This is a genomic window from Paenibacillus rhizosphaerae, from assembly GCF_014192015.1.
GTDB classification, from domain to species: Bacteria; Bacillota; Bacilli; order Paenibacillales; family Paenibacillaceae; genus Paenibacillus_AQ; species Paenibacillus_AQ rhizosphaerae.
This window is the reverse complement of record NZ_JACHXJ010000001.1, coordinates 1-17,996: the sequence shown is the minus strand read 5'-3', so window position 1 is coordinate 17,996 and position 17,996 is coordinate 1. Positions and strand designations below refer to the sequence as shown.

Genomic DNA, 17,996 nt, shown 5'->3' with positions numbered 1-17,996 from the left:
TTATCCCTCCAATTGAATGTGCGGCTTATTCTTACAGACAGGAAGTTCGATTGTAACAGTTGTCCCGACTTCCAGAGTACTTTCGATTCTCATTTTACCAACGTTTCCAAAATACAAAACTAGTCGCTCACGTATGTTCGACAACCCGAATCCATTGTCGCTTCCCGTCTTTTCACCGTTCCGAATGTTTGATAACATGGCTGGATCCATACCAACCCCATTATCTTTTACAGAAAAGTGGATCTCGTTATTACTTCGCTTGATTCCAATAACAATACAGGCGTCTCGGCGCGTAAAGATTCGCCCGTGAATGTATGCATTCTCAACAATAGGCTGCAGTATCAACTTAATTGAATAAAATTCCAATACATCCTCATCGATATCCCATTCAACGCGGACTCGTTCCGGATAACGAAGCATTTGAATGTCCAAATAAGCTCGAACATGTTCTAGCTCATGTTTGATTAAGGTAACATTTGAGGTGTTATTCAAAGCAAATCGGTAAAAGGTCGTCAAGGCTTCAATAGTTTCCACCTGATACTGGTCGCCCTGATCACTGGCTCGCCATTGAAGTAAACTAAGCGAATTATATATAAAATGTGGATTGATCTGTGCCTGGAGGGCTCGAAAGGACGATTCTTTTTCTTTCAATTTGACACTGCTTAGCATTTCGAGCAGATTCCCAAGTTTTCCCGTCATCTGATTAAACATGATTTCAAGTTCCCCAACCTCGTCACGATTCTCACTTTGAATGGATACTCCAAAATCCCCATCAGCAATATTACTCATCCGGACACCTAGTTTGCGAACCCGCATAACGACATTTTTCATTACGATCAGCACTAAAAACATGGAAATAAAAAGAAAAACGACAGTAATTGCGATAATGCTGTATACGGTCCTAGTGGATTGTTCCTCCAATTGTTTCATTTGAATAAGGGATGCTACTTTCCAGCCTCCACTAATGTGCCGAACCGCAAAATACTCACTGGCATCGGTGATGTTCTCAGCATGGTCAACACCTGGCCATACCTTGGACAATGGAGTTAATTCAACTGGCTTACCAAGCATAGAGCGATCAGAGGCTGCAACAACGTTATCGTTTTCATCCAGAAGAAACAAACTTCCCATCCCATTAAACGGTTGATTCATTACCTCACCAAATGCACTGTTATAATCCAAGAGCATATAGATGGCTCCAAATGCATATCCATTTGCATTCGTTATTTTTCGGGAAACAATTAGTTGGTTAGTACTCCTTGGCGTGGAAAACCATTGAGAGACAAAGTCGGAATTCATAACACTACGATACCAAGACAACTCATTCATTCCAGCTAATGATCTGTTAGCTGGTCTCCATAATAGTCCTCCATCCTCAACAAGGTCAGGATTTTCATGATAAATTCGGAAATCTACAATTCCAGGCAAATACCGACTTGTGACTTGAAATGAACGATTTACGTAGTTAACACTTGCCAGTTGATCTACCATATTCTCGTAAGTCTCTGCAAGCCTAGAAATAAGTTCTCCATCTGTACCAGTGCGGGTAACAAGAAGATCATAACTTTGCTTCCGGAACTCAACGTTCTGCGTCGTCTGGCGAACGGCCTCATTGATCGTTAGCATATAATTGGATCTGACATTTTTCACATTCAGATACCCTGCACCAAATCCCAAAATAACTGTAGGAATGAATACGACCAGTCCATAAAACAGGACAATTTTCCCACGAAGTTTCATGGAACTTGTCAGATTGATAACAAGCCTTTCGAGCCAGCTTCTCACTACGCATTCTCCCATTCTTATGGCGTATCGTTTGTATGACTGAAAATAATGGCGAAAGGGAGCATTCCCAATAAAAGGGCTGCTCCACATTAAATTTCAACCTTTTACCGAACCGATCAATACACCTTTGACAAAATATTTTTGTAAGAATGGATACACTGCAAGAATCGGAAGAGCGCTTATCATAACAGTAGCCATTTTGATTGACATCAATGTAATATTGGACATAGACTGTTCTCTTAACACTTCTTGGTTTTCATTAGAACTTAATACGCTTGATAAATCTTGAGCAGTCAACAACTGCTGTAAAAATGTCTGGACTGGAATCAGTTGCTGGTTTGTGACATAAAAGGCTCCTGCGAACCAATCATTCCAATGCCCAACGGCAGTAAACAGACCTAGTGCGGCAAGCATCGGTTTCGAAAGTGGGACGATGATTTGTAGTAAAATTCGAAATGGGCCTGCACCATCCAACTCAGCAGATTCAATCATCGCTTCTGGAATACCCTGTATGAATTTTTGCATGACAAACATATTCCAGACCGAGAATAAACTCGGGATAATATATACGAGGAACGTATTAGTCAATCCCAACTTATACAACTGAATATAAAAAGGAATTAACCCGCCATTAAACAACATGGTGATGAGTATATAGGTCAGAATACTATTTCGGAAAGGGAGTAACTTGTACGATAACCCATATGCAGCCATAAGGGTAACGGCAAGTCCGCCAAAGGTGCCGAGAACCGTTCTAGCAATCGTGATTTTATAAGCATTGCGGATTACCTCATTGCCCAGCACGACTTGATAATTAAACCAAGTAAATGATCGAGGCCAAAGATATACGCCGCCTTTCGCCGCATCTGCTCCGGTATTTAGCGAGATAGCCAACATATATAGAAAAGGATAAAGAATTGACAAACATAACATTGTAAGTATCAAAACGATTAGCCATTGTCCTACTCGTTCAAGCGAAGTTGGTTTCATCCGTCACCACAACCCCTCTTCGTTGATTTTCTTGGAAATTGCATTCGTCGTAACTACGAGAATGAGTCCAATAAGTGAGGAGACCAATCCGACTGCCGTAGCCATGCCAAAATAACCTTGTTGTAAACCATTTCGTAATACATAGGTATCGATAACATCAGCGACCTGCTGATTGGCTGAATTCATCAAAGGATAAATTTGATCCATTCCTACATTGATGAGGCCAGGAATGCTTAAAATGAGAACAATAGATATGGTAGGCAAGATACCCGGCAGCGTTATGTGGCGAATCTGAGCTAATTTGCCCGCCCCCTCCACTTTTGCCGCTTCATAGAGCTGAGGATCGATTGTTGAGATCGCCGCAAGATATAGAATGGTATTCCAGCCAACTTCTTTCCATAAGCTGCTGGCGATTATCATAGGACGAAACCAATCGGTAGAACCTAAGAAAAAGATCGGTTTTCCTCCCAAATTTCCAATAATATCGTTCACGATTCCTCCATCTAAAGTCAGAAATGACTGCAAAATGTATGCAACCACAATCCAAGAAAAAAAGTGAGGTAAATAGCTGACCGACTGCACGAATCGCTTAAAGATTGAGTGTGTAACCTCATTAATCATGAGGGCGAGTAAGATCGGCATAGGGAAACCAAATACGAATTTTAAAACCGAAATAGATAACGTGTTCTGCACAACGACCCAAAATTGCGGGTCATGAACAAACGAAAAATTGTCCAATCCTATCCAGTTACTATCCCATATCGATGATCCGATCGCAAAATCCTTAAATGCGATTTGGATCCCCGCCATGGGAATGTAATTGAAAAGAAAGAGCAAAACAATCGCCGGTAATACCATCAAATATTGCCAGCGATATTTATACATTTTAAAGAACATTTCTCTCTCTCCTTTATCTGCAACTCTAATTATAGTGACTTATATGAAAACGAATACATTATAACGATTAGATTTTTATCACCTTTAAAAGAAATGTATCGCTTGTTACACGAAATTTTATCCAATGTTATACAATTCATCTCCATACATTCACTACTAGAAATGCACGAATTTATGTATGAGGTATGTTCTCGCATACCAACTTCGCACTTGGTATTCACCTCATCTCCATACGGCTTATCAGTCAGAATAAAGATGCTCAGGGGGCAACCCATTTAAAATGGCTGCTCCACCTTTGCATAAAATCTCATTTTTCTTTCTTAGTCCATGGCTTGATACAATTCATTCCACTCTTGCTTAAGCTCGCTCCAGTGAGCGCGTTTCTCGAGAGCAGAAGTGAACTCATTCCAAGTTTTTTCAAATTGAGCATCGTTCTCTGCCATCAGCAGCTTGGCTCGGTACTCCTTATAAACCACCTCAAGCTCCGACGCATATTTCTCCCATACACCATCCACTTTGGCCGTCACCATATCTTGATTCTCAGCAACCTTCACTGCGCCAAATTTACTGATTTGCTGAGAAAAAACAACAGGTTTCTCATCTCCCTCTTTTTCGATCACCTGATTCCACCACGGGTACCACTCTTTGCTGCGAGCTGTAATCTGAGCAAGTTGTGGCGTTAATTGCGCTACTTTGGCATTATCGCCCGAGTTGCGCAATTCATTATATTGAGGATCTATAAACTTCCACTTTCCTAAAGGTTCATTCACCCAGTCCCAATATTTCCCGCTTGGTCCTTCATTAATTACATGCATCCAATCCGGTTCCTGATTCAACGCATAATCATAAAACTTAAGAATGGCATCCAAGTTCTTTGTATTCTTACTAATATAGGTATCAAATTGAGGATAAGGGTTAATGACTTGAGCCGTGCCTGGCTTATTAACACCTTCTACTTTAGGAAATGGAACCGGAACCCAGTCACCATAAACCCATTGGCTATCTAAATTCCAAAAACTTCCTACAGTCATGGCATATCGGCCACTTTTTGTCTTTTCCTTAAACCTTTCCACTTTGTCGGTAACCACTTCAGGATCAAGAAGTCCCTTACTATACAAGCTATTCATCCACTTAAATCCTTCTTTAAAACCTGGAGAATCGAACTTGAAGATAAATTGATCGCCATCTCTTTGTACAGCAGTAACCCCTCCAGCCGTACCAGTTGTTACGCCGAAAGTGTTCAAAAGAGTATTTTCATCGCTTGCGTCCATAAGAAGACCCAGTGGCAAAAGCGGCTTGCCCGATTCATCCTTCATCTGAGCTGCCTTCACCAAGAAGGATTCCACACCACTAAGCGTTGTCAAATCGTTAACCGTCATCCCCGCCTGCTCTAAGATCTCCGTTCGGACAAACCATGCCTGAGCGGAATAACCAGGGAAAGGATCAGTAGGATCAATAGCAAAGTTACCGGGAATCGACCATATGTGCCCATCGGCATCCTTCATCTGATCCAGATATACCTTCGGAATCTTCGCCAGATTCGGATATTTGTCAGGCATGTTAAAGTACTGCTCCAACGGTAGGATAAGTTTGGAACGCTTCATAGCATCATTAACAAGCAACCTTCTGCCGAAAAGAGCCGCGTCTTCAAAACCGCCAGTATTGAGTTTGAGGTTAAGGGCAGCTAGAGAGTCTCCCTGCGTAGCTTCAACCTGAACATCAACGCCAGGTTCCTCTGTTTTCCAATATTGTTGAACCAAACTGTTATTGTTAACCGTTTGGGACCAGCCTACCCAAAGTTTAAAACCTCCTGAGCTCTCTCCTGCTACCTCTTTTTCTACTCCGGTGTTTTTTGGTTTAGAGCTGCCATTGCTTGAGCAACCTGCTGCCAGAACCAGCGAGGCTGCAAGGATCAGCATTGTTGCGCTTTTGAACCAGTTTTTTTTGTTTTTCATGGTTTACCTCCCTTTTGATATTTGATAATTTTGGTATATAAAACATACCTTATACCCTAAACTTCAGTCATCGCCGTGCAGCAGCAAAATCTGAACACCCTTCCCTTTCTCATCTATGTATCTAATTATAGTGACCACTATGAAAACGGATACATAACAACGATAAGATTTTTATCAATTTTAAAAGAATTACTACGATGGTTTTTTTGTAAAAAATCACCAAAAACAAAACTCAATTTAAATAGAGATTGATTTTTTATTACTGGACAGTGAAAAGTTCTCGATGAAAAATCGTGCACTAACGAAATAACCCAATCTAGCGATTCTGTGATATCCTAAGGTTCCCCAACCAGAAAGGAGATCAGATCGCGGAAAGGGTTGACCGACCATACCATGTTGAAATTTGCACATGAGATTTTGTCTACGTTTCGTGCTTGTTTTTCGCGCGCCGCCATCTTCGAGTGGTTCGCTGGGAAAACAAGTCGTCGGTGGAGAACGTTGTGATTTTGGAGACATGGGAGAGAGGGACCGCCCCTACTAAAGGCCCTAAAGTAAGCCGCGGGGCCGATTATTGGACCATGTATTGAGGAGGGTACTAACCATGAGCAAGAAACTAACCGGTAACGGATTGTTTGACAGTTCACGGATGATTATACCGCAGCACAAAAGCGCGATCCTGGCACCTGAATCACGCCATCGGGAACTTTAATATGCCCGAGTGCAGAAGCGCTTCGTATACAGGTTGCCAAACTTCCCGGGTAGGCGGATATGGCTTCTTCCAGCCGATCAAACATACCTCATCGTTGACAAACCACCCACGGAACCGAACGGCAGGCATTGGAGCATCATAATCTTCGCAGGGAACCAGCACCTCCGTCAAAGGAGCAATCCCCTGATGAGCGTTCGTTGGGAACACGTATTCTTATAGTCTCACCGTGTCCAAACCGTATCTTCTTACCCAATTTCTCTTGAACCATCTCTAACTTCTCCTTCTCATACATGATTCGTAAGCTTCAGGATCCACAGATCACTGCTCGCAAGCTCCGCCTCGCCGCCCTGCAGCACGCGTCCGGTAAGAAGATCGACGCCGGACTTTTCACCCAAATTGACTGTAACGGCATCTTCGTTATGATTCAGCACGAACAAGTACCCTTGACCGTCTTTGACACGAAGTGTCGTTTCCACGCCATCAGGCATATCGAGAACAAGGGGAGCGATGTTTTTAGAGGTATACAACTCATGCAGCCAGTCTTGCAAGAACGCTGCTTCCGGACTCGTTGCTAGGTACCACGCTTCTCCTGCACCGAACTTATTGACGGTAAGCGCCGGCATTCCACGATAGAAATCGTCGCCGTATACCGCCTTTACTTCGGCGCCTTCAGAGTGGATCAAGTCGCAGAGCATCCCGCACTCATACTCGGATTTCAGGCCTGAAGTGTCTCCCTGCAAGATGATTCGATTTTTCTGGCTGGGAAGCAGTGCGTCGATTTCTTCCGCCCATATGCCAAGCAACTTCCGCAGCTCGCCGGGATACCCACCCGTCTTGACCAGGTCGTTCTCATCGACAATGCCGCTTAAAAATGTTGTGATGAGCGTACCGCCGGCTTCAACGTATCGTTCCAATTTATCGGCTATCCCTTGCTTAACCATGTACATTACGGGCGCAATCACAATTTCGTAGGAACTTAAATCAGCTTCCACACCAATAACATCTGCTGGAATTCCCGAACGGAACAGTGCATCATAGTATTTATGCACTTCGTCTACATAATTGAGGGCGATAGTGGGTCCGCTGGACATCTCGATTGCCCACCAGTTTTCCCAATCAAACACAATAGCGACTTTTGCTTGAACCCGAGCGTCTAAGAGTGTATCCCCAAGCTTCTCGAGTTCCTTTCCAAGCTGAGCACATTCGCGGAATACGCGAGTGTGCTCATGCCCTGCATGCTCAATGACGGCGCCGTGAAATTTCTCGCAAGCCCCGATGGAACGACGAAGCTGGAAGAACATGATTGTATCTGCCCCTCTGGCCACTGCCTGATAGCTCCACAATCGCATAATTCCCGGACGCTTGAGCGAGTTGTAATTCTGCCAGTTTTGCTGACTCGGAGTCTGCTCCATCAGCATAAACGGTAGGCCATCCTTTAAACCACGCATCAGATCGTGCCTCATCCCTACGATGCTCTGTGGCGTGTCGAATCGAGGATAGTTATCCCATGACACGACATCCATGTGTTTTGCCCATTTGTGGTAATCAAGCTTTTTGAAGGCGCCCATTAGATTCGTTGTAACAGGAATGTCCGGCGTATGCTTCTTCACTGCCTCATACTCTAACTTGTAGCACTCTAGCAGGCTATCAGAATGAAAGCGCATATAATCCAGCGAGATGCCCTGGAAGTTGCTCGCTTGCCTGCCGTTCACGCTAGGCCATTCCTCGCTGAGCCCACTCGGCAAGACGATTTCATCCCAATCGTAGAACGTATGGCTCCAGAACGACGTATTCCAGGCGCGGTTCACTTCTTCCAGCGTACCGTAACGGGCTTTCAGCCATTCACGGAATGCCCTTTCGCAATTGTCGCAGTAGCAATTCCCGGCGCCGCCGTATTCGTTATTGATGTGCCAGATCAGAAGTGCCGGATGGTCCTTGTAGCGCTCCGCAAGTTTCTCCGCCATGCGAACCGCGAACCTACGGTAGTTTGTGCTGTTGGGACAGGAATTGTGACGCCCGCCGAATTTGCGTTTACGGCCGTTAAAATCGACCTGGAGCACATCGGGGTATTTACGCGCCATCCACGCGGGATGCGCCGCCGTACTGGTCGCTAGACATACACCGACACCTTGCTCATGAAGTTTGTCCATGATCTCGTCCAACCAACCGAAGTCGTAAGTCTCCTCGTCGGGCTGGTTTTTTGCCCAAGCGAATACGTTCAGCGTCGTCACGTCGATACCGGCCAGCTTGAACATTCGCAAATCTTCGTCCCAGATCGGCTTCTCCCATTGATCGGGATTATAGTCACCGCCATACCACATTTTCGGCTTTTTCGTGTTAATCATCTTGTCACATCCCGTCTACTAGAATTAATTTTCATATGCTCGGTTACCAGCCCAGGTTCGAGGCTGCGTCAGTTCATTCACTGCCTCGCAAATCGAACAAAAGCTTTCCTTCGCATTTCTCCACAATAAAGTTTAGTTTCCTTACCCTTAACCCTTTACCGATCCTACCAACATCCCTTTATTGAAATGTTTCTGAAGGAACGGATAAATCACCAGCAGGGGCAGTGCAGAAACTAATATAGCGGCCATTCGAGCAGATGGCGTATACGTATACAATGCTTCGTTTAATAATCCGACTCGCTCGTCGTTGATCACCAGCATTTGCCTTAGAAATACTTGAAGAGGCCATTTCGAATCGTCATTCAGATAGATGACAGCCGAGAAATAGGTGTTCCAGTTCCCAACCATATAAAACAAAGTAAAAGTGGCAATCGCGGGCTTGGCCAATGGAAGGATGATCTTGGCAAACATTCTCCACTCGCCGCAGCCGTCAATCCTTGACGACTCCTTAAGCTCATAAGGAAGCGAAGCAAAGAAGCTTCGCATGACGATTACGTTGAAGGGTGCGACAGCCGCAGGCAGCCACAACGCCCAAAACGTATCGATGAGATGCAGACTGTCTACGACAAGGTAAGTCGGGACCAGCCCCCCAGAGAATAACATCGTAAACAAGATCATAAAGTTAACAGCCGATCGTCCCTTAATCCAGGACTCGGAGAGGCCATATGCCATCATGGAGGTAACCGTAATATTAATGAACGTACCGATTACCGTAATAAAAATCGAGTTCTTGAACGATTGCACGAAGCCGGGGTTATGCAGCAGATATTGATAGGCATCCAATGTCCAGTGGCTCGGAATGAGGAAGAATCCTCGAGTCAAGTAGTCCTTAGCCGGAGCGAATGACGTAATGATAATATAGAGCAGCGGCAACAGAATTAACGCTGTAAAGAGAACCAGGAAAGTGTATGCAAAAAAAGTAAAAAGTCGATCCCCCATGGATAGTTGCTTCATTATCAGTAAACACCCTCCTCTCCGAAACGCTTAGCGATCGCGTTGGCGGATACGACCATCACAAGTCCTACAACGGATTTAAACAAGCCGACTGCGGTTACGTAACTAAAGTCGCCCTGTACAAGCCCCTGGCGATAGATGTATGTTTCGAACACGTCCGAGACCTCAAGGTTCAATGGATTCTGTAGCAGGAATACATGTTCGAAGCCGACATCGATGAAGTTGCCAAGCCGTAAAATCAGCATAATGAGGATAATCGTTTTAAGCGACGGCAGTGTGATGTGCAGTATTTGGCGTAACCGGCTTGCGCCGTCTACTCTGGCCGCTTCATATAGCGCAGGATCGATCGAAGCGATCGACGCTAGATAAATAATCGCGCCCCATCCCGCGCCCTGCCAAATATTGTGGAATAACCAAACGAACCGAAAATAATGAGGATCTGTCATCAACTCGATACGGTTGAGCCCAAGTGAACCCAACAGGGCATTGATACCACCGTCCTGCGTTCGAAATAACAACATCGTTATGCCCACGATCACGACCCAAGACAAGAAATGCGGCGCATACATAATCGTTTGGATGGAATTTTTCCAATATTTCCTTCCGACTTCGTTTAGCAGTACCGCAATCAAGATCGGAAAGGGAAAAGCAACGAGCACGTCCAGGAGGTTCAAAATCAGCGTATTCTTCAACAACAGCAAAAAATCGCTCTCCGTAAACAACCGAACGAAATGATCGAAACCGACCCATTCGCTACCCCAGACACCTTGGAAAGGTGAGTATTTCTTGAAAGCGATAAACAAACCGAACATCGGCGCATAACGGAATATTAATAAATATAGTAATCCAGGTAAAATCATAAAATAATACGGGAACGCTCTCTTCCAATATTGCGATTTCACTCTTACCGATGGTACCGTACTGCTTCCAACGGATTGCTGTTGTATAATCGGTGCATTCATATCAATTCTGCTCCTTCCTAAACTTTCTATTGGGTTCGGCTTCACACAGGGATACGCAAGACAGGCCGCAATTGAATCGCGGCCTGCTTCACCGTCAGAGCATGGAATTTATTTTACTGCCGCAGCATTAATTTCCTGAATGATCTTATCCCCGCCGTTCGCGAGCCACTCCTTGGAAGCCTGCTCGATGTATTCGATCGGTTCGGAACCGACGATAATCTTGGACATTGCTTCATCAAAGTTCTTACTTAAATCCGCAGACTTGTTCTTATAAGTGTCTGAATAGAATGTGAGTCCCGCAGCTGCATCCTTCAACGTATATTTCTCGGCGAGTGCCTTATATGATGCGAGAAAGTCCTTATCCTCCTGCGGCGTCCAGAGGTACATGTTAAAATCGACGCCTGGACGGGCAAATATGCTGCTGTTTAAATATCTCGGAAAATTCGTTTCCCATTGGGCGGTAGGTTCGTAGGATCCATCGGCTTTCTTGGTATAGTCTATGCCTTCAAGCCCGCTCTTCATAATAGTCGTGCCTTCGTCCGTAACCCACCAATCCAAAATCTGAAGAATCCGATCGACCTTCTCCGGACTTGCCTTCGCATTGATGACCTGCTTGTTCATTCCAGTCAGATATGCCGAATATGCTCGAATCCCCGTCGGTCCGATTGGCGGTGCCATAGGAACGAGCTCTGGTTTCGTATCCGGGAACGCTTTTTTGACACTGTCTTCATACCCGGTCAAGTCGTTATGATGAGAGTAGATGCCAGCCTTGTTCCCTCTCTTCATGTCGTCTAAATCAGAAGATTTGCGAAGCACGAAGTCTCGATCCAGTACGCCTTCATCGTAAGCTTTCTTCATGAAGGAAAGATAAGCTTTATACTCCTCGACTTGCGTTTGTTTCGGAAGCAGCTTTCCATCCTTCTCGAACCATCCGTTTGCGATGCCGAATGCATTCTGAATTACCGAATCGAGACCTATAATGCCATACGTATCGCCGGCGACCCCATTCTTGTCCGGATCCTTAGTCGCGAAGGCTTTCGCGATTTCGTAATACTTGTCGACCGTAAATTCATCTTCGGATGGAAGCTTCATGCCAAGATTATCCAACCAGTCTTTTCGAATTTGAATCGTATCCCGAACCGTCCAGGAAATATCAGGCAAACCGTAAATTTTCCCCTCCGGATTAAGCAGCCGATTCGCTTCGTGATCGAGTGGGAACGCCTTGATTAGGTTCGGATACTTCGGCAATAACTCACTTAACTCAACGAAAGCCCCTTCGGATTGCCACGCAAGATACGTTTCTGGAGAGTCTGCCCGATAAAAGTCAGGCAGAGAACCAGATGCCGCCATGACCTTCATCTTCTCACCGTATTCAGACCCGTTAATCAGTTGTAATGTGATATCCACATTAAACTTCTCTTCCAAATATTTAATAGTTGGATGGTCCTCCGTCCATTTCGGACCACTCCAATACTGCACGGCAATCGTAATCGGCAACCGTTCCTCGTTCTTAGCCGGTTCCGATGCCGTGCCCGCTTTCCCCTGGTCCGCGTTCCCGCCATTGTTACCGTTGGAACAACCGACGATCAGGCTAAGTGCCAAGAACGATCCTGCAAGCGCCTTCAACGACTTTTTCAAAATGACACGCCCCTTGAATGGATTTATTGTTTTTCATGCTAATTGTAACCCCTCGTTCTGCACTCAAAATTGCACAATCTCACGAAATGTTATCCTTTATTCCGAACGGAATTCTTACTGATATGACGGTTCCTTGATTCGGGAAGGAATGAATTTCGATTCCGTAGCCTTTTCCGTAAAATAACACCAATCGATTATGCACGTTCGTAAGCCCCAGCGAATTGATAGATGTCTTTGTATGATTCGGCTGATCGGTAATCAAGGCTAGCCGTTGTTTCATATTTTCCAAAACGGCGGGATCGAATCCCATACCGTTATCCGCTATTTCTATCACCAAGTCATTTCCTTCGGGATATGCACTGACCATCACGGCAGCTTTCCCGTTACGCGGTTCAACCGCATATTTCACCGCATTCTCGACGATTGGTTGTATGGAAAGTTTGATAATGCCAACTTGAACATATTTTTCGTCCACATAAACCTTGCTCTCAAAATGCCGGGTATACCGGATGTGAATAATCTCTAGATACCTCTTTAGATGCTCCAATTCCTCTGCAAGGCTGATCTCCTCCTGCTCCAGCTTTGCCGTGAAGCGGTATAACGAAGCCAAATTTCCCGCCATCATCTCGATCTTGGGAACCCCCTCCAAATAAGCAATACTTTTGATGATATCAAGCGTGTTGTATAGGAGATGAGGATTGATTTGATTTTGAAGTGCCTTGATCGTGGCTTGTTTCTCAAGCAACTGCATTTGGACTTCCTTAAGCTCCATATTGTACACCGTGTTGACTAGATCGTTCAGTCGTTCTGCCATTCGATTAAAACTTATGCTTAGCAGTTGGATTTCGTCTCGCCTTTGCGATATGGGTGCCCGTACGGTAAGATCACCGGTTTGCAGCTTCTCCATCGCTTTTTTCAATTGGATCGTCGGTCGCGTGATGCGGTTTGCCGCAGTTGGAACCGTAATCATAATTAGTAGAATAAGCAGAGTCATCACGACAATGGCGGACTTTTGAGCGATTTTCAGGCCTGTCGCCATCTCCTTTAACGGCACCAATACAATAGTTTTCCATCCGGTAAACTCGGAAATGCTATATGAAACAAGATATTGTTCGCCATGCCAGGTTTGCAGGGAGTTCGAATTGCTGAGTGCCAACCATGAAAGCTCCGTTTCCTCAACAGAAGCACCCAACAGTCCTGAATTCGGGTGATACACGATTTTTCCATCCTCTGAAACCATAAAGATGTAGCCGGTTTCACCCATCCGCATGTTTCCCATAATGTTATTAATTTCGGTTAATCTCATATGCAAAACAAGCCGACCCGAAATTTTCGTGTCATTCACATCATAAATTGGAATGGAGACTGCAATCAGAGGTATGTTTTGGGGTCCTAAATGAAACGTTGGGAATATTTCCAGTTCTGTGTTTAATGGTTCATTAAACCACGGTAGATTTGCCAATTGGGCTTCGGTCGGAACGCCGTTCGCCTGTAAGACTCGCTGATCGTTCGACATGAGATAAATGTCTTCAATCTCGGAATAATTAAAGGCAATGAATTTGTTAAGAATTTCACGGACTACAGTCCTTTTCTCAGGACTCAAAGATGAATCGTCCCTAAGCCAATCTTGAATCAAGCCTGAATCTCCTTGCTGCAGCAAGACGCTAGAATAACGAAGTACACCTGAATTCATGGCGTATGTGGATTTGGCGATCTGCTGAAAGTAAATCTCCAGTTCGTGGTTTAAACTAACGGTCGTTTTCTCGGCGATATTGTAAAAATCCTGTTGCGTGGCGCGGCTGTAATAGAAGTTGGAGAGGTAGTTCATGGATAAGACAGAGACCAGTGCTATACTAATAAAGCTTATGGTAATTTTTTTACTCAAAGATAGACGATTGAGCAACTGCTTCATATTCATATCCCCAAACTTTTTCGATATTCACTCGGAGACATCCCCGTGATATTTCTAAATACCCGAATAAAATAAGGCTGGCTTGAAAAACCGACTTCCTCAGCGATTATATATATTTTATCGTTAGAGTTACGGAGCAACTCCTTCGCCTTCTCAACACGCACTTGATTAATATAAGAAATGAGCGACTCTCCGGTATATCGTTTAAACAGAGAACCAAAATGAGAAATACTTAAATTCGTATACTCAGCAATTTGCGTCAGTGTAAGATCATCCTGATAGTGGGAATGTATGAAATCGCACGCGGAGTTGATGACTTGTTTGAATTCCTTTTTATTGCGCTCCGGATGAAGGAACCATGATTCCGTTAATTGTCCAATATGCTTACGAATGACTTGATCCGGCACCCCGCTGAACTGTGACATCACTGTATGCTCCGCTTCTATACTATCCAACAACGAACTGATCTTCGATTCGACAATCCGCAGCAAGCTCAAGTATGCGCCATAATTCACATATTTGATGGTTGTAATGTCTTGAACCAGCTTGTACATGTTTTTAATGCCGCTTGCAGGTTCTATTTCATTTATCGTATCGAAATACGTTTGAATTTTGATCAGGTAATGATTCATTTTTTCGATTTCCGTTAGCTTCTCCATCGCCTCGAATAGAGCATCCCGTAAATCCTCAAGCGTTACTGGTTTAAGCAAATACTTATTTACGCCGAAGGTGATCGCTTTTTGAGCATATTGAAAATTTTCATACCCGCTGATGATAATAACCGCCATCGGGATCTTCTCTTCTGAGATGTTCCTGACTAACTCAAGCCCGTCCAACTCCGGCATCATGATATCCGTTATCAGAACAGTCGGCCACAACTGCTGAATCATGTGCCATGCTTCGACTCCGTTCGTAACATCACCCACAACTTTAATATCATGCCCGATGCTTTCAACCATTTCTACAATGGCTGCTCTGATCCAGGGTTCGTCCTCTGCCACCAATACTTTTAACATAAGAACCTCAACCTCTTTAACTTTTTTTAGATAAGAATAGCATTTCGGCTTCTTTTATTAACTCATAACGATCTTTAATCGGTAATTCATAGCCAAACCAATCATAAATGGTAAACATAAGCCGATTTCTTGGTAAATTCATAGTAATAACCTCCTTTAACAATGTGTTATCTAAGAATCTTCACCTCATATAAAATAATGTGGATACTCCTCTTTCAAAAGGTCCTGTTCAACCACGACCTGGCTCAAATGTTTCTCCATGACTTTCATGGCCTGCTCCCTCTTCTTATGAATGATGAGCCAATAAATTTCTTTGTGCGTAAGAATGATGTTGTCCCAATCGGAATCTCTAGAGAGGCGCAACAACCGCAACCGGTTAAAATTCAATTGCTGCATCAGCTTCCAGGTCCTCGCTTTCCCCGTCGCGTGAAACAGGATCTGGTGAAATTCTTCATCCAGCTCAAAAAGCCGGTAATAGTGCTTCTGCGCAGTACATAATTCCTGCATCGCAATATTGGCTTCAATCCGAAATCGGGATTCCTCGTCAAACTGGTCGCAGGCCAGCGCTACGATCTCTTTTTCCAATTTCTCTCGAATAAAGCGCCCTTCCTCCACATGCGTAAGGTTGATGCGCGAAACGACGGTGCCGCTCTGCGGAATGATATCCAGCAGTTCCTCTTCAGCCAGCTTCATAAATGCTTCCCGAACCGGGGTTCTGCTGACGTTCAGTTCGTCCGCGATTTCTTTCTCCGATATTTTTGTGCCTGGCTCCAGCTGCAGATGTAGGATCCGCTCTCGAAGCAGGTTATAAGAATACGACCGGGTGGAACCTTTGATTTTCTGCTCTGTAGACATGACATTAACCTCTTTCATACGTTCCATTTCTTTGATTTTTCCAACATTCATACATGACTTCAACCATCTTTTATAATCTTTTCCTGCATCCTTTGCTGGCAACTCAAGCGTGCACCTTTCCGAGGGACAGCCACTGTTATGATCAGGTCGGGGGGTTGGAGACAATCTGACTTTCGTTGAGATTATTTAGTTTATTCTGTATACAAGGATATTAGCTGAAACAGCAAAGATATTGTAATTCGCTTTTGGGGAAAAACAACACTCTATTGCGGTTTTGTAGATCGCCTACAGATGACTTTTGTCCCATAGGCATGACCCCTCTTGTATGTGGGATATCGATTCAATATATTAGAAAATAGATTTGTATCGAGCATGAAAAAGGGAAGGAGGAGGCGAATCGTTATGTCATTTGTTGCGGGTAGCTATGGCGAGGTTCCACCGCATTTTGCCTATAAACGGAAAAGTGTCAATTACGAACATAAAGAAACCTTTCATTCAAATCTTGGGGCGGAAGTATTGTTGATCCATCAATGTAGAGGGACGATGATTGTCAATAACAACCGCTATGATATCAAACCGGGGATGCTATGCATCTTTCAACCTTATCAACTCCATCATCTAAAACTCGATTATGCCGAAGACCAGTGCTTCGAACGTTCCCTGGCCATCTTCGAACCGACCATGTTTGAATCTTATTTTGAAAAATGGCCCTCGCTTTACACCTTTTATAAATTCATATATTTAGGTAAACTCCCTTTTCCATGTCTGTATGAAAATAGTGAAGAGGATGGATTCAACATAATCGACAGCGTCTATAAGAGTTTGAACGATCGCTTACCTGCGCTGTCCGAGACCGAACGAAATGAAGAATTTTCATTGTTTCTCATAGCATTATTCCGTTGGATAAAACAGGTTTGGGAAAAGTGGACGGAACCCGGCCAGCCTATATACCATGCCCTAAATCATACCGGTCCCCTATTTTACCTCGACGGACGAATTCAAGTAGAGACTATGATTTCATATCTCCCAGAAGCAGCCTCATAAAAGGCCGGTTTTTTTGATAACTTTTATATGCAAATTTATGTATGTTTATTTATTTTCTCATTAATTGTGAAAATATTTCTCATCAATTATGAAAAAATTATCACTAATTATGACAACACACAATATTTGTGTGTTGTCATATTTAGTGAGAAAAACCAACGAAAAAAAGTGTTGATACATCAGGGTGTTTTTCATATTTAATGAGAAGGGTTCCTTTAGCAAATGCTGAATATACTGTTTATTTTTACTATTAGTGAGAATTCCCGCAAACCTGGATTTGTATATTTATTCACCTATATACATCGTTTATGGAATCAAGTCTCGACTCGCCTAAAGCGATCTTCTCCTTCCTTAAAACGCTACTTATCCAGATCTAGATAAGGTCATTGTAGTACCAATTTTTTTGAATGCGAAGGAGTTCATCCGTGTCGGGCTTCGTAGATAAAGTATACCCGGTATCCGTTAGGGTTTCGCATGCTTCTGCCCCATCATTTTTTCGATTTCGATCCTCGCTTCTTCCGAAAAAGGCATATACCAATAAAAATACATTTCATGTCTATTCATCCCTAAATCTCGTCGTCTTCTGTATAGAGAATATGACGAGTCGAAAAAAGCCATATTTTCGTTTTCATGACAGTTAGGGTTTTATGACATCTGTCCTTAAAGTTAGAAAAGGCAGCTGTCAAAATAGACGGCTGCCTTCAGCTTCCTTTATTAAGCTATCGTTTCCCGTTAGCTCAGAGCTATATGACGGTACAAACTCCTTTTGGCGTAAAACTGTAACCGTTCTTGCATAAGCAGGCGCGGAAGACGGTATTCGTCCTAATTGGCAGGAAGTGTCGACAAACGAGTATTTGACTCATCATGGTACATA

General features: G+C 43.9%; 14 protein-coding genes and 1 pseudogene. 1 reads left to right on the top strand and 14 read right to left on the bottom strand.

The window, feature by feature from the left end; all coding sequences use genetic code 11:
* From FHS19_RS35435 to FHS19_RS00010, 13 genes and pseudogenes are all read right to left on the bottom strand, one after another.
* Window positions 1–1,785: a sensor histidine kinase gene (locus tag FHS19_RS35435; RefSeq protein ID WP_183576931.1), complete on the bottom strand. Its 1,785-nt coding sequence runs from the start codon at window positions 1,783–1,785 to the stop codon at window positions 1–3.
* Window positions 1,786–1,881: 96 nt separating this feature from the next.
* Window positions 1,882–2,775 (bottom strand): carbohydrate ABC transporter permease, encoded by an 894-nt coding sequence (locus FHS19_RS00060; protein ID WP_183576929.1) that lies wholly within the window; start codon window positions 2,773–2,775, stop codon window positions 1,882–1,884.
* Between the two features lie 3 nt (window positions 2,776–2,778).
* Window positions 2,779–3,672, bottom strand: a complete 894-nt coding sequence (locus tag FHS19_RS00055) for an ABC transporter permease (RefSeq protein ID WP_183576927.1) — start codon at window positions 3,670–3,672, stop codon at window positions 2,779–2,781.
* 320 nt (window positions 3,673–3,992) lie between these two features.
* Window positions 3,993–5,627: a type 2 periplasmic-binding domain-containing protein gene (locus FHS19_RS00050; RefSeq protein WP_183576926.1), complete on the bottom strand. Its 1,635-nt coding sequence runs from the start codon at window positions 5,625–5,627 to the stop codon at window positions 3,993–3,995.
* Window positions 5,628–6,339: 712 nt separating this feature from the next.
* A pseudogene (locus FHS19_RS00045) lies at window positions 6,340–6,516 on the bottom strand (glycosyl hydrolase 115 family protein); the annotation flags it as partial.
* Window positions 6,517–6,620: 104 nt separating this feature from the next.
* Window positions 6,621–8,681, bottom strand: coding sequence for a beta-galactosidase (locus FHS19_RS00040; RefSeq protein WP_183576925.1), 2,061 nt, complete (start codon window positions 8,679–8,681; stop codon window positions 6,621–6,623).
* Window positions 8,682–8,828: 147 nt separating this feature from the next.
* Complete coding sequence (locus FHS19_RS00035) at window positions 8,829–9,695, bottom strand: carbohydrate ABC transporter permease (RefSeq protein ID WP_183576923.1); 867 nt, start codon at window positions 9,693–9,695, stop codon at window positions 8,829–8,831.
* Between the two features lie 2 nt (window positions 9,696–9,697).
* The gene (locus tag FHS19_RS00030) at window positions 9,698–10,657 is read right to left on the bottom strand and encodes an ABC transporter permease (protein ID WP_183576921.1); all 960 of its coding nucleotides are present in this window, start codon (window positions 10,655–10,657) and stop codon (window positions 9,698–9,700) included.
* A 108-nt stretch (window positions 10,658–10,765) separates the two neighbouring features.
* Window positions 10,766–12,295 (bottom strand): extracellular solute-binding protein, encoded by a 1,530-nt coding sequence (locus FHS19_RS00025; protein ID WP_183576919.1) that lies wholly within the window; start codon window positions 12,293–12,295, stop codon window positions 10,766–10,768.
* A 79-nt stretch (window positions 12,296–12,374) separates the two neighbouring features.
* The gene (locus FHS19_RS00020) at window positions 12,375–14,207 is read right to left on the bottom strand and encodes a cache domain-containing sensor histidine kinase (protein ID WP_183576917.1); all 1,833 of its coding nucleotides are present in this window, start codon (window positions 14,205–14,207) and stop codon (window positions 12,375–12,377) included.
* A 2-nt stretch (window positions 14,208–14,209) separates the two neighbouring features.
* Window positions 14,210–15,223 carry a response regulator transcription factor gene (locus FHS19_RS00015; RefSeq protein ID WP_183576916.1) on the bottom strand — a complete coding sequence of 338 codons (1,014 nt, stop codon included), beginning with the start codon at window positions 15,221–15,223 and terminating at the stop codon, window positions 14,210–14,212.
* 16 nt (window positions 15,224–15,239) lie between these two features.
* Entirely contained in the window at window positions 15,240–15,365 is a 126-nt protein-coding gene (locus tag FHS19_RS35200) for a hypothetical protein (RefSeq protein ID WP_281382188.1), read from the bottom strand.
* A gap of 44 nt (window positions 15,366–15,409) precedes the next feature.
* Entirely contained in the window at window positions 15,410–16,078 is a 669-nt protein-coding gene (locus FHS19_RS00010) for a GntR family transcriptional regulator (protein ID WP_183576914.1), read from the bottom strand.
* A 402-nt stretch (window positions 16,079–16,480) separates the two neighbouring features.
* Here FHS19_RS00010 and FHS19_RS00005 point away from each other — a divergent pair, with 402 nt between their 5' ends.
* Window positions 16,481–17,122: an AraC family ligand binding domain-containing protein gene (locus tag FHS19_RS00005; protein WP_183576912.1), complete on the top strand. Its 642-nt coding sequence runs from the start codon at window positions 16,481–16,483 to the stop codon at window positions 17,120–17,122.
* A gap of 462 nt (window positions 17,123–17,584) precedes the next feature.
* Here the strand turns inward: FHS19_RS00005 and FHS19_RS35865 are convergent, their stop codons facing one another.
* On the bottom strand, window positions 17,585–17,686 hold the full coding sequence (locus FHS19_RS35865; RefSeq protein ID WP_512699185.1) for a hypothetical protein: 102 nt from the start codon (window positions 17,684–17,686) through the stop codon (window positions 17,585–17,587).
* Window positions 17,687–17,996 lie beyond the last annotated feature (310 nt).

What these genes read in the sequence shown, in the direction of transcription:
- FHS19_RS35200 (WP_281382188.1), bottom strand. Translation starts at nt 15,365, where the DNA reads ATGAATTTACCAAGAAATCGGCTTATGTTTACCATTTATGATTGGTTT.
- FHS19_RS00055 (WP_183576927.1), bottom strand. Translation starts at nt 3,672, where the DNA reads ATGTTCTTTAAAATGTATAAATATCGCTGGCAATATTTGATGGTATTA.
- FHS19_RS00035 (WP_183576923.1), bottom strand. Translation starts at nt 9,695, where the DNA reads ATGAAGCAACTATCCATGGGGGATCGACTTTTTACTTTTTTTGCATAC.
- FHS19_RS00040 (WP_183576925.1), bottom strand. Translation starts at nt 8,681, where the DNA reads ATGATTAACACGAAAAAGCCGAAAATGTGGTATGGCGGTGACTATAAT.
- FHS19_RS35865 (WP_512699185.1), bottom strand. Translation starts at nt 17,686, where the DNA reads ATGAATAGACATGAAATGTATTTTTATTGGTATATGCCTTTTTCGGAA.
- FHS19_RS00015 (WP_183576916.1), bottom strand. Translation starts at nt 15,223, where the DNA reads ATGTTAAAAGTATTGGTGGCAGAGGACGAACCCTGGATCAGAGCAGCC.
- FHS19_RS00060 (WP_183576929.1), bottom strand. Translation starts at nt 2,775, where the DNA reads ATGAAACCAACTTCGCTTGAACGAGTAGGACAATGGCTAATCGTTTTG.
- FHS19_RS00010 (WP_183576914.1), bottom strand. Translation starts at nt 16,078, where the DNA reads ATGTCTACAGAGCAGAAAATCAAAGGTTCCACCCGGTCGTATTCTTAT.
- FHS19_RS00020 (WP_183576917.1), bottom strand. Translation starts at nt 14,207, where the DNA reads ATGAAGCAGTTGCTCAATCGTCTATCTTTGAGTAAAAAAATTACCATA.
- FHS19_RS00005 (WP_183576912.1), top strand. Translation starts at nt 16,481, where the DNA reads ATGTCATTTGTTGCGGGTAGCTATGGCGAGGTTCCACCGCATTTTGCC.
- FHS19_RS00030 (WP_183576921.1), bottom strand. Translation starts at nt 10,657, where the DNA reads ATGAATGCACCGATTATACAACAGCAATCCGTTGGAAGCAGTACGGTA.
- FHS19_RS00050 (WP_183576926.1), bottom strand. Translation starts at nt 5,627, where the DNA reads ATGAAAAACAAAAAAAACTGGTTCAAAAGCGCAACAATGCTGATCCTT.